9 protein-coding genes are annotated in these 13,862 nt (G+C 42.9%); all 9 read left to right on the forward strand.

Features of this window, described 5'->3' with window-relative positions; genetic code table 11:
• Positions 1-126 precede the first annotated feature (126 nt).
• Positions 127-1,767 (forward strand): sulfatase family protein, encoded by a 1,641-nt coding sequence (locus BUB19_RS22080; protein WP_073097811.1) that lies wholly within the window; start codon positions 127-129, stop codon positions 1,765-1,767.
• Between the two features lie 11 nt (positions 1,768-1,778).
• Complete coding sequence (locus BUB19_RS22085) at positions 1,779-3,317, forward strand: sulfatase (protein WP_084097562.1); 1,539 nt, start codon at positions 1,779-1,781, stop codon at positions 3,315-3,317.
• A 171-nt stretch (positions 3,318-3,488) separates the two neighbouring features.
• On the forward strand, positions 3,489-4,097 hold the full coding sequence (locus BUB19_RS22090; protein WP_073097814.1) for a Uma2 family endonuclease: 609 nt from the start codon (positions 3,489-3,491) through the stop codon (positions 4,095-4,097).
• 285 nt (positions 4,098-4,382) lie between these two features.
• On the forward strand, positions 4,383-5,018 hold the full coding sequence (locus BUB19_RS22095) for an RNA polymerase sigma factor (RefSeq protein ID WP_073097816.1): 636 nt from the start codon (positions 4,383-4,385) through the stop codon (positions 5,016-5,018).
• Between the two features lie 36 nt (positions 5,019-5,054).
• Positions 5,055-6,086, forward strand: coding sequence for a FecR family protein (locus tag BUB19_RS22100; RefSeq protein ID WP_073097817.1), 1,032 nt, complete (start codon positions 5,055-5,057; stop codon positions 6,084-6,086).
• Between the two features lie 147 nt (positions 6,087-6,233).
• Positions 6,234-9,821, forward strand: coding sequence for a SusC/RagA family TonB-linked outer membrane protein (locus BUB19_RS22105; RefSeq protein WP_073097819.1), 3,588 nt, complete (start codon positions 6,234-6,236; stop codon positions 9,819-9,821).
• Positions 9,822-9,837: 16 nt separating this feature from the next.
• A complete protein-coding gene (locus tag BUB19_RS22110; protein ID WP_073097821.1) occupies positions 9,838-11,571 on the forward strand; it encodes a RagB/SusD family nutrient uptake outer membrane protein in 1,734 nt (577 codons plus the stop codon).
• Between the two features lie 340 nt (positions 11,572-11,911).
• Positions 11,912-12,040, forward strand: a complete 129-nt coding sequence (locus BUB19_RS24675) for a hypothetical protein (RefSeq protein WP_262485845.1) — start codon at positions 11,912-11,914, stop codon at positions 12,038-12,040.
• Positions 12,041-12,668: 628 nt separating this feature from the next.
• The coding region (locus tag BUB19_RS22120; protein ID WP_143156131.1) for a DUF1549 domain-containing protein at positions 12,669-13,862 on the forward strand (1,194 nt) is incomplete at its 3' end.

The raw sequence follows: 13,862 nt of genomic DNA on the forward strand, positions 1-13,862 counted from the left end.
TCCTTTAAATTGTCATGTTTTATTTCTTTTCGTTTATTGGCATCACCAGGAAGGTATACGCCAGACGGGAATCTGAAAAATGTGCAAATACTACTGCATGATTTATGACTTAACTATAAACCTGATATGAATTTTACCCACAGAAATAACCTGCTATTTGGGACCCTTTTGATGAGTATGCTAGCTGGTGCCTGTACTACCGGGCAAGAAAAGGAAGATGCACCGCCCAACATCGTTTTCATCATGAGCGATGACCATGCTTACCAGGCCATCAGTGCCTATGGTCATGGCCTGAACGAGACACCGCAGATAGACCGCCTGGCGGAGGAGGGTGCTATTTTTACCAGAGCCACCGTGACCAATTCCATTTGCGCCCCCAGCCGGGCGGTGGTTTTAACCGGGAAGCACAGTTTCCTCAACGGGAAGGTGGACAATATTCAGCCCTTTAACTGGGACCAGAACAATTTTGCCAAAATGCTCCAAAAAGCCGGGTACAATACGGCCATGGTGGGGAAGATCCACCTGGATGGCTTGCCGCAGGGATTTGACCATTCCATGGTTCTGCCAGGGCAGGGGCATTACTACAATCCTGATTTTTTGGTCAATGGGGAAAGGCAGCGCTTTGAAGGCTACGTTACTGAACTTACCACCCAATTTGCGCTGGATTGGTTGAAAGAAGGAAGGGACCAGGAAAAACCCTTTCTCCTGATTTACAATCAAAAAGCCCCCCACCGCAATTGGAAACCCGCCCCAAAATACCTGACACTGTACGATGACAAAACCTTTGACCCACCTGCCAACTACTTCGATGACCTTACGAATTATGAAGGCAGGGGCACTGCCGCCAAAGAACAGGAGATGGAAATCGATGGCCACGCCATGTGGGGACATGATTTTAAGTTTGAAGTGGATCCTAATGGAGACAGCACCGGATTTACCAGAGAACTGAACCGTTTGTCAGAGGAACAAAGGGCACAGTGGAGGGAAGCCTACAACCCCAAAAACCAGGCCTTTCTGGATGCATATCCCCGGGCCGAAGAGATTGCTTTTGAGGATAAGGAAAAGGAAAAGGAGATCGCAATCTGGAAATTCAACAGGTACATCAAAGACTATTTGAGAACGATCAAGTCTGTAGATGACGGAGTAGGAGAGGTGCTGGACTATCTGGAAGAAAACGGGCTGGCGGAAAATACGATTGTAGTTTATACCTCGGACCAGGGCTTTTACCTGGGTGAGCATGGGTGGTTTGACAAGCGCTTTATGTACGAGCAGTCCTTCCGGACCCCCTTATTGGTCCGGTATCCTAAGGAAATAAAGCCGGGTACAAAGATCGATAAACTGGTCCAAAACCTGGATTTTGCACCAACGCTTCTCGATTACGCCGGTGTGGAAATTGCACCCGAAATGCAGGGAGAATCCTTCAGAACCCTGGTGAGCGGGGAGACGGATGAATGGCGCGATGCCGTATATTATACGTATTACGAGTACCCATCCGTCCATATGGTCAAAAGGCATTATGGTGTTGCCACGGAAAGGTATAAACTGATGCATTTTTATTATGACATTGACGAATGGGAAATGTACGACCTGGAAGCGGACCCCAATGAAATGAACAATATCTATGAGGACCCTTCCTATGCGGAGGTAAAGGAAGAAATGCACCAAAAGCTTCAGGATCTCAGGGACAAATACGGAGATTCCGATGAAATGAACCAAAAATACCTGGACGCTTATTTAGAACATATGGAACGTAACAACAGGCAATAGGCAGAGCCACTATGGTATTTCAAGTAGTTGAACGTTGTGGTGTGGGGAGAAATTATCGTGTGTTTGCCTTATTCATGATGGTAGCGATAAGTTTGGCAGCCCCAAACCTGCAGGCACAAAAGCCCAACATTCTGTTGATCGTTTCCGATGATCTGAATACCAACATCGGTCCCTTTATGGGAACAACCAACCATACCCCGCATCTGGACCGGCTTGCCGCTGAAGGGATGCGGTTTGACCGGACTTACAGTCAGTTTCCACTCTGCGGGCCCTCCAGGGCTTCCTTTATGAGTGGATTGTATCCCCAAACCAATGGGGTGTTGGGAAACAATGATCAGCCGGGAAGCTACCGGAAGGAAACTCCAGCCCTTGCCGATCACACTTCCATGGCAGGGTTTTTTCGTGAGCGCGGGTATTATACGGCAAGGATTTCCAAGATTTTTCATATGGGCGTGCCGGGAGGTATAGAAAGGGGTGAGCCCGGAGGGGATGATCCGGATTCCTGGGATTATGCCTACAATGTACTCGGACCGGAAACGCTCAGTCAGGGGGATCTGGAGCTACTGTCACCCAAAAACCATCATTACGGTTCAAATTTTGCCCAAATGATCCTTCCCGATAGCCTGGAAAGCACACAGACCGATTACCTGGCGGCCAGTCAGGCCATCGCTGTTTTGGAAAACCGCGCCGGAAAAATACCAGAAAAAGGCACCAATAAACAAAGGGTGAAACAAGATGCTCCCTTTTTTCTTGCGGTTGGATTTGTCCGCCCTCATGTACCGCTGATTGCCCCGGAAAGTAGTTTTCTTTCTTATCCGATCCACGAGGTGGAACTGCCGGCATTTAAGATTGGAGATAACGTACCCCAGCCAGCTTTGAGGAGGCAAAATGAAAAGATCTGGGGAATGGATGAAGATCAGCAACGAAAAACAATACGCGCTTACATGGCCAGCGTCCGCTTTATGGATCAACAGGTTGGCCGGCTGCTTGAGGCACTTGACCGGCTACAACTTAGAGAGGAAACCATTGTTATCTTCATGTCAGACCATGGCTACAACCTGGGAGAACACGACTGCTGGTCTAAATCCAGCTTATGGGAGGGAAGTGTTGCTGCACCATTGATCATTTCCGTTCCCGGACAGCCCTATAAAAAGCAATATGGAGCTACCAGAAGTACCATTACCGAATTGATAGATCTTTATCCTACTTTAGTCGAGCTGGGTGGATTTGAGGACGAAAAACCTTCAATCCTTCAGGGAGAAAGTCTGGTGGGAATTCTTAATGGCAAAAAGAAAATAAAAGATAAAAATTACGCCTACTCCATTACCGGAGGCGGTGGTGCTACCATCAGGACAGACCGATGGCGATATACCCGATGGGGTGAAAATGCCTCAGGAGCCAATGAAGAGCTATATGATCACCAGACGGACCCGGAAGAGCATTATAATTTGCTAGGTGAGCCTTCAAAAAAGAGAACCTTAGATAAATTGAGGAGTCAATTTGAATCAGCCAGAAATAAAGCTAGAAATGGAATATTGTCTGGCCAATAAATGGGTTTGGAATTGATATTTTCCTGAGAGGAGCTGCTTTTCCGATATTTATAGAATAGGTTCCAGAAACTTCTTTTTCGTTTGATTTTGAAAGGTTTAGCACGGGCCGCTTTTTGCATAAGTATGCTTTTCATTGTATTTTGAGACTTTTAAAATCAGTATATTTACTACATGAAAACCAAAAAACCCGATGTAGTCAACGAACCGGATTTGGAATACACCAACCATTCCTATGCTGACTATCTGAGCTGGCAAATGGAGGAGGTGGTAGAGCTCATCAAAGGCAAAATTTTTAAAAAAGCGGCGGCAGCACCGAAGCGTATCCATCAAAAGGTGTCTGTCGAATTGTCCTTTAGATTAACCGGGTTTCTGAAGGGAAAAAAATGCCAGGTGTATACCGCACCCTTTGACGTAAGGTTTCCGGAAAATTCCACAGCAGACCATAAGATACACGATGTGGTGCAGCCCGACATTTGTGTCATCTGCGATCCGGAGAAATTGGATGACCGGGGTTGCATAGGAGCCCCGGATTTAATCGTAGAGATACTTTCTCCCTCGAATAGTAAAACCGAATTAAAGCATAAGTTTGAACTGTACGAAGTAAACGGGGTTCGGGAATATTGGATCATCCATGCCGAAACGCAGGATTTGCTCATCTATAGCCTTAAAAGCGGAAAATATGTCCCTTCAAGGCTTTTTACAACAGGCGATGTGGTGGAGTTAGCGGTCATCAATGGATTTAAACTGGATTTGGAGGAGTTTTTTGAAGATATCGAATAGGCAAAAAACCATGTCCGGCATTGGTGGTTTTTACTGTCCTGAATACAGCGGATTAACAACTTTCTCCCGATTGCGGAGCGTCAAAATGTTTATTCTTTCACCCATTAAACCCTTAATTTTAACCAAAATTTTTATTACTTTAAAATAAAAAATCGACAGAATATCCTATTGTAATAAACAATCACATTTTTGGTTTCTTGCTTTTCTTGAAATTTTTTCGATATTATGGGGTCATTTCCAGCCTGGTTTCCCTCTTCCTATTAGTAAGCCCAATAATTAAACCCAATGAAACCTGAAAAAAAGGAAATGCTCTCAGCAAGCCATTTGGTTTTGCCTTTGAACGAAAGTGAATCCTTACTGAAGTTTGAAAGCAAAACAGATGAAGAGGTCTGGAATGCCTTTGACAGGGGAAATGAATTGGCGTTTAATTACATCTACAGGGTTCATGTGAAGGCCATGTTCAGGTATGGGTCTCAGATTACTTGTGACAGCGGCTTGATAAAGGACTGTGTGCAAAACATTTTTATCCAATTGCGGGACAAAAGAGGCAGCCTGAATTCCGTCAGCCATATCAAAGGCTACCTGTTCAAATCATTGCAGCGGGAAATTATCCGCAAACTCAGGAAGGAAACAAAATTAGGCAGGGATGGGATGGATCAAAAAGAGACCTACTTTCCCATCACCTTGTCCCATGAGTCAATCCTGATCCAACGGGAAAAGGATGAAGAAATCAGACAAGAGGTACGGAACGCATTGAAGGCATTAACAGTCAGGCAAAGGCAAGCCATTTTATTGCTTTACGAAGAGGGAATGAGTTACAAGGAAATTGCCGATATCATGGAATTCAGCGAAGTGAAATCGGCCAGGAAAATCATTTACCGGGGCCTGGCTACATTAAAGGGCATTTTGAAAAAAACCTAATGGATCAAACCTATTATTTAGATTGGCAATAGCAAAATGAGGTACAAAGATTACGATACCATCGATTTTCTCTCGGATGAATTTTTTATTCAATGGGTGAAAATGCCAGATAAGAATAACCGGCATTTCTGGGAAAAGTGGATGCAGCAGCATCCTGAAAAAAGGGAGACGGTGTTGGAGGCCGCTTCTATAATCAGGTCCGTAAAGTATGCCCATACCATTGAGCTTTCAGATGAAATGTATGTGGAAAGCTTTGAGACCATTATTAAAGCTGGTAATCAAAAAAGCGGCAATAAACCGGAAATTGAATCCTGGTTATCCTTTTATCCTTTAAGAAACATTGCAGCCATAGCCATCCTATGTTTTTGTGGCTGGATGGTCCATTACCACATGATTGAAGGCGTTGAACCGGTAAAACCAGTGGTAGCAGAGGAAATTACTGTTTTTAGAAGTGTTCCCCCTGGAAAAAGATCTGTTATCACTTTGGCAGACAGCAGCAGGGTTTACCTCAATTCCGGAAGTGAAATAGAATATCCAAAGGCATTCAATCAGGGGGACCGATGGGTCAGATTGAAAGGAGAAGCATTTTTTGAGGTCAGGAAGAATGGGTATCCCTTTAGTGTTTTTGCCAGGAACACGGAAATCAAGGTGCTTGGTACTTCTTTCAATGTAAAAGAAGCACAAGCCAACTTATCCATTGCTTTATTGACTGGAAAGGTCCAGGTAAACGATCAAAAAGGCAATCAGGTCCGGCTGAATCCAGCTGAAATGTTGGAAATAGAAGGGGATGGTAAATTTTCCAAAACGGGTTTTGATCCCCTGGAAGTAGCCGGATGGAAGGATAAAGTATTGGTTTTCAGGTCAGCTTCCTTTGAAGAAGTTCGAACGAAAATCGAAAACTGGTATGGGGTCGACCTGAAATTGGACGGTAAGCTGTCTGAAAATTGGAAATATTCCGGCATGTATACGGATGAAAACCTGGAAAATGTATTGCGAGGGATATGCATCACCTCAGGCTTGCGGTACAAGATCGCAAACAGAAACATAACAATATTCAACCCAAAATAATAGCTCTATGAAAAATTTGGATACAGGATAAATCAAAAGACAGGACCCTATCTGGGGAGAATGGGCCCTGCCAGAACTTGCCTTAATATGTTTTCAGGAAATAAAGGCAAGTGTTCAAGTAAACAATCACTTAAACAAGTCAATATTATGAAAAAAAATATACGGAGACAACTTATTATGCTGTCCAGGCGAATGTTATATGGTTTCTTGATCCAGTTGCTTTTTTGTACGGTCCTGCTGGCCAATACAGGAAATGCACAGCGGAAAAACATTGAGGAGGTGAGGGTATCCGTAAGGATGGAAAATGCCCCTTTATCCAGCTTCTTTGCCAATATTGAATCCAAAACCGATTTTAGGTTTACCTATAACCATGATAAGCTGGATTTAAATCAGCTTATCAGTATTGATGAGCGCAGGGTTACCCTTTATGAACTTCTTAGCAAAATAGGAGGGCAGGTTTTGTTGAGTTTCACTCAGGTGAATGAAAACATCCATGTTGGGATCCCGGAGAGAGGGAATAGTTCAGTAATCATTGAAGCTGAGGATCTACCCGTTGAAATCTCCGGAACCGTAACCGACGAAAACGGAGAACCTTTACCCGGAGCTACCATTACTGTACTTGGAACCACTACGGGAACCGTGACAGATATTGATGGCAATTATTCCATGTCTGTTCCGGATGATGCCACTCTGGTGTTTTCTTACATTGGGTATGAATCGAAAACAATTGAAGTCGGTACCCAGACCACCGTAAACGTCAGTTTGTCCCAGGATGCTTCCTCACTCGAAGAAGTAATTGTAACAGGTTATTCTTCCCAGGCCAGGAGAAATATTACCAGTGCTGTAAGTGTAGTTGACACAGAAGAATTATTGGCAGTACCTGCAACCAACTTAGCGCAACAACTTCAAGGAAGGGCAGCTGGTGTATCAGTCGGTACCGACAATACACCTGGAGGAGGCGTAGCAGTTAGGGTGAGAGGATATGGTACGTTAGGTAATAATGATCCGCTCTATATTATAGATGGGGTTCCAACAAAGGGTAATTTAAATACCATAAACCAAAATGATATAGAATCGATTCAGGTCTTGAAGGATGCCTCATCCGCATCAATATATGGTTCACGTGCCGCTAATGGTGTAATTATTATTACCACCAAGAAAGGTAATGCCGGAGATCCGAAAGTAACTTTTGATTCCTATTACGGGATACAGAGTTCCGGAAATAAACTTGATTTATTAAACACCAATGAATATGGCCAATACCTGTGGCAGAGTAAACGAAATGCCAACGTAGTAAATTCAGTTACGGGAAATCCAGAGCATTCTCAGTATGGAAACGGACCCGAGCCTATTGTTCCCGATTATATAATTCCTGATGGTGCATTTGAAGGAGACCCGAGAGTGGATCCTGGTAATTATAGCTATGATAGGTTCACTGATCCTGAATTTGGACAAACGAAATTTTCGATTACAAGAGCAAATAAGGAAGGTACAAACTGGATGGATGAGGTCTTCCATTCTGCTCCAATTCAAAATTATCAATTGGGAGTGTCAGGTGGGACAGAAAAGGGCAGATATTCTTTCTCGACCAACTATTTTGACCAAAGAGGAATTTTATTACATAATGGGTATAAGAGGTATTCGGTTAGGGCAAATTCTGAATTTACTATTAAAAATAAAATTCGAGTTGGAGAAAATATACAGATCGCTTATGGCCAACGACAAGGTAACTACAGTAATAACCATGAAACCAGTCAGGTTTCTAATACCTTCCGCGCACAACCGATAATTCCGGTATATGATATCGGGGGAAATTTTGCCGGCACTTTAGGTAGTAATCTTGGGAATGCAAATAATCCAGTAGGTCAACTTTATCGAAATAAAGACAATGGGTATAAAGAATTACGAATTTTTGGAAATGTATTTGCCGAAACAGATTTATTGCAGGATTTAACTTTTAGAACAAACTTTGGTATTGATGGAGTAATTCACGCAGGTCGATACTTTAATCCTATTGAAATTGAGCTGGCTCATGCAAATAATGTAAATAGTTTGACCGAACAGAGAAATTATAATCATACGTGGACCTGGACAAATACACTATCCTACGAGAAAATGATAAGAGAGAATCATTCATTAAATGTTTTTCTAGGTCTGGAATCAATTGAAGGATATGGTAACAATCTTAGCACGAATAGGCAAGGATATTTTTCTGAAATTCTTAATATCCAATACATCGATGCAGGAAGTCCAACGACAGCTACTAATAGTGGAAATATTGCTACAATGTGGTCATTATTTTCTTATTTCGGCAGGGTTGATTATTCTTTCAAAGACAAGCTTATTTTCCAGGGAACCTTAAGGAGAGATGCATCTTCGCGATTTTTAGCTGCTACAAGATTTGCTACTTTCCCAGCAATCAGTGGAGGATGGAGATTGTCAGAAGAATCTTTTATGGAAAATATCTCATTTCTATCCGATTTGAAAATTAGGGCTGGGTGGGGTCAAACAGGAAACCAAGAGATAGGAGATTTTAATGCCTATGCTACCTACCATAGTAACCCATTTACCAGTGGTTATAGTGTAACGGGTAGTCCTTCTGGATATAACCAAGGGTTTGATATGGCCAGATTTGGAAACCCCAATGCTAAATGGGAAACTAGTTCGTCTGTCAATATTGGTATTGATGCATCTTTTTTTGAAAATCAACTTGAGTTTTCATTCGATGTTTATGACAGAAAAACCGAGAATTTGCTATATGCAAGAGCATTCGATCCGCGACTGGGTGATGCCGTAATCCCAGCTCAAAATATTGCTTCTATGCAAAATAAGGGGGTCGATTTGGCCGTGAATTACCAAGGGAGTTCAAATAATGGAGAATTTAGATACAGCATCAATGCAAACTTTTCAACATACAGTAACAAAATTTTAGCGCTTGACCCAGAGAATCCTGATGATTTTCTGCCAGGATTTGGATTAAGAACCCCACCTGTTACCAGGTCTATTGTGGGCAGGCCGTTGTCTTCTTTTTATGGCTATATAATAGATGGCATAATGCAGTCAGAAGAAGAAGTTCAGAACCATGCACTTTTTCCAGGTTATTATGATTCTGATATTTATATTAATGGACAACGAACTCAGGGTGTAGGGAAATTTAAATTTAGAGACGTTAATGGTGATGGTATAATAAATGCTGAGGATCAAACATTCATTGGCAATCCTCACCCAGATTTCAGCTATGGCCTAAATTTAAATCTATCATATAAGAATATTGATTTGACAATTTTTGCGCAGGGGGTACAAGGGAATGATTTATTCAATCATGTTAGATACTGGACAGATTTTGAAATTTTTCAAGGTAATAGAAGCAAGAGGATGCTTTACGACTCATGGAGTCCAGAAAACCCAGATGCAATTCTACCTATTTTGGATGCAAATGATGCGCAAAGTGGTGTTCCATCAACCTATTTTGTTGAAGATGGATCTTACATGCGGTTAAAAAATCTTCAATTGGGTTACACATTCCGTCCAGGTATGCTTTCGCGCATCGGACTGAATCAATTACGGGTGTACGGCCAAATGCAGAATTTATTTACAATTACCAATTATTCTGGTCTAGACCCCGAGGTTAATTTGAGAAACTTCAATAGCGGTTCAGATCGTGAAATTGGAGTTGATCAAGGTGTTTATCCAACACCTAAGGGAATAATATTTGGATTGTCAGCCGGATTTTAATTAAAAAGACTTAGAAATGAAAACTACATTAAGAATAAAATCATCTCTGATGCTGGGGCTTATAACTCTATTGGCATGCAACGAAGAATTTCTTGAAAAGCTCCCACAAGGTCAATACAGCCCGCAAGTTTTACAGACCCCTCAGGGAATTGAAGGCGCATTAATAGGAGCGTACGCTTTATTAGATGGAATAGGAACTGCTGGAGTTACCAGTTGGCATGCACCTGCCTCGAATTGGATTTTTGGAAGCGTTGTTTCCGATGATGCCTATAAGGGTTCAGATGCAGGTGATCAACCTGAACAGACTTTTATGGAACGATATGTTTGGTTACCTACTAACGTACATCTATATGGAAAATGGCGGACGATATATGATGGAATATCGAGGTCAAATGATGTGCTCCGAAATTTGCCGATGGTTGATGAAATTAATTCGGACAGGAGATTACAAATTGAAGCAGAAGCCAGATTTTTACGTGCTCATTACCACTTTGAGGGAAAGCAAATGTGGAATAATATTTCATTTATTGATGAACAAACATGGAATCCTGACGATCCCTCAAGCGTATTGCTTCCAAATACTGATGATATCTGGCCATCAATTCAGGCTGATTTTGAGTTTGCAGCTCAGCATCTACCAAACGAGCAGTCTGATTTAGGAAGACCAACAAGGTATGCAGCAATGGCTTATTTGGCTAAATGCCATATGTTTCAGTCATTTCCAAACGGAAATAGAGATTTAGATCATATAAACTCAGCCAAAAACTTATTAGATCAAATTATTCAAAGCGGAAGATATAAACTTGTAGATAATTTTCATGATAATTTTGCCGCAGAATCTAGGAATAATGAGGAATCTGTTTTTGAAATTCAATATTCTCTAACAGCTGCTGATGCCAGTGGAGGTAATCTCGGTGATGGTTTAACTTATATGTACCCTAACGGTCCCGGTGGATGTTGTGGTTTTTTCCAACCCTCTCAAAATTTGGTTAATGCTTACAAAACAGATGAAAATGGACTGCCTTTTATTTACACATTTAATGAGGAGGATGTGAAAAATGATGAAGGTCTCTTGTCTTCAGAGCCTTTTGAACCCTATGAAGGTAATTTGGATCCAAGGTTGGATTGGACTGTCGGTCGCCGTGGAATTCCTTATTTGGACTGGGGGGATCATCCTGGAAGGTTTTGGATCAGAGACCAGTCATACGCTGGTCCTTATTCCTCAAAAAAACAAATTGTAAGTAGAGCTGAGTCAGGCAAATCCGGAAATATGAGGGCCAGTGCGAATAATTACAGATTGATTCGTTTTAGTCATGTTCTGCTTTGGGCCGCTGAATGTGAGGTTGAATTAGGGAATTTAGAAAAGGCTCGCGAATATGTAAATATAGTTCGAACCAGGGCCAAAAATCCCTCCGGATATGTATTAAGAGAAGATGGTTCCCCGGCAGCGAATTATATTATTGATTTGTACACTGAGACGTGGACAGATACTGAATTTGCAAGAGATGCAGTTAGATTTGAGAATAGATTGGAATTTGCCATGGAAGGTCATAGGTTTTTTGATCTTGTGAGATGGGGTGTGAGCGTAGAGGTATTAAACAATTACTTAGTTAAAGAGAGGCAGCTAAGGACATATCTCAGTGGTGCTGCTTTTGAAGAAAAGAATCAATATTATCCCATACCGGAACAAGCAATTGTGTATAGTAGTAAGGAAGGGAATGCTACAATCGTACAGAATCCTGGCTATTGAATGTAGCGAATAGTTTTGGCTAATGCTTTGCCAATGATAAGGGAAGGCTCCTCCGAGCCAGTGTACAAGCGCAGGCCCCAAACCGCCTTTAAGCTGCTTGGGTTAAATGCGCTGGTAGTGAGCGTTAGAGGAAAAGGCCATTTGAATGGGTCAGGTAAGTAATAAAAGGAGGAATGTAAATGAACTGCCGCAGATGCGTCGAAAGGGGTAGATGATTTCAAAACTAAAGTCCAGTAGCATATTTAGGAAAAGTAGCAAGGTTATAGTAGCACGGAGGAAGGAGTTTCCTCAGGGGTCGGTCATCGGCCCCCTACTTTTCAATCTTTACCTGCATTACTGCATGGATGAATGGTTAGACCGACATTTCCCCTGCTTTAAGTTCAAGTGGTATGCCGCGGAAGGCATCATCCACTGCGGGAGTGAATTTGAAGCCAGAGAAGTAAAGAAGAAACTGCAGGAAAGAATGTAGACATGTGGACTTGAGCTCCATCCAGTCAAAACGACGATAGTTTATTGCAAAGACAGCAACCGTAGAGGGGATTCAGAAGATATATCATTCGACTTTCTGGGCTGTACGTTTATGCCGGGACTAGAACAGCATCAGGAAAGCGTGGTTCACCAACTGGTTGCTTGCCGTGAGTCAGAAAGCTATGAAATCAATGAACGGAAAAATGAAGGAAATGCCTAGTTCCGAACGAGCAGGTGCACACTTACCTACCTTGACGCAGCCATCAACCCTGTTTTATGAGGCTGGATAAACTATTATTGGAAATTTTGCAGAGCAAAACTAAAAGACTTTATGCACAATCTAAATGTAAAAATCACGAGTTGGGCAAGACGGAAATACACGAATCTCCGATTAAGTGAGATGAAAGCGATAAGGTGGCTAAATGATATAAGCCAGATCAACCCAATCCTATTCGGGCATTGGACGAAGGGAGCTAAACCAGGTATTAAACGCAGAGTATATAGGAGCCGTATGAATCGAGACATTCACGTACGGTTCTGTGAGAATCTAGGGCTAATATGTCCGGGGGCATACTCGACAATGCTTTAGAAAGATTGGTATTGGTTGTTATTTATAAACAGTAATGGATATGAATTTAATTATTAGAACTTGGATATCGACGTTGTTGGGAATTAGTTTAATTTATGGATGCAGTTCTGATAAGGGAAATGTAAATTTAGTGAATGCATCGGCCGATCAGATCAGCTATAATTTCCACGTCCGCCCCATTTTATCCGACAATTGTTTTGCTTGCCATGGCCCGGATGAAAACAAACGGGAAGCAGGGCTGAGGCTGGACATGGCCGAGAGTGCTTTTGCAGCGCTTAAGGAAAACCCCGGTGCGCATGCCATAGTACCCGGAAAACCGGCAGATTCAGAAGTAGTAAAGCGACTCGAAACTACCGACGAACCGGAAATGATGCCCCCTCCCGAATCCAACCTCAAACTTACGGCCGAAGAAGTGGCCATCATCAAAAAATGGATCAAACAGGGAGCCGAATACCAACCGCATTGGGCATTTGTGCCGCCGGTAAAATCCGATCTGCCAAAAGTTTCCGACGCCGACTGGGTGCAGCATGATATCGACCACTTCATCCTGGCCAGACTCGATCAACTCGGGCTGAAACCAAACCCCGTTGCCGATAAAATGCACCTGCTCAAGCGCCTGAGCATTGACCTGACCGGTCTGCCTCCAGGCCTTGAGCTCATGCAGGCATACCGTGAAGATGAAAGCCCTGAGGCCACTGAAAAAATCATCGACCGGCTGCTGGAGAGCCCTGCATTCGGCGAACGCATGGCCGTACTTTGGATGGACATATCCAGGTATTCGGACAGCTATGGCTATCAGGATGACAATATCCGCACACAGTGGCCCTACAGAGACTGGGTGATCCATGCTTTCAATGAGAACATGCCTTACGATCAGTTTATCACCTGGCAACTCGCCGGAGACCTCCTGCCCGATCCCAGCAAGGAGCAGATACTGGCCACCGCCTTTAACAGAAACCACAAGTATACAGAGGAAGGTGGCGTCATCCCGGAAGAATACCGCGTAGAGTACAACGTAGACAAGACCAATACCTTCAGCAAAGCCATTCTGGGCATGACCGTGGAATGTGCGCAGTGTCATGACCACAAATATGACCCCATCTCGCAGGAAAACTACTTCCAGATGTATGCCTTCTTCAACAATACTCCTGAGAAAGGCTATGAGGGAGACGTGAGCATTTCCAAGCCCGCCAAACACCCCATCATGTGGGTCGAACACGATGACCTGGATGGC

Origin of the sequence: Cyclobacterium lianum (assembly GCF_900143075.1) — a bacterium.
In the GTDB taxonomy this organism is placed as follows: domain Bacteria; phylum Bacteroidota; class Bacteroidia; order Cytophagales; family Cyclobacteriaceae; genus Cyclobacterium; species Cyclobacterium lianum.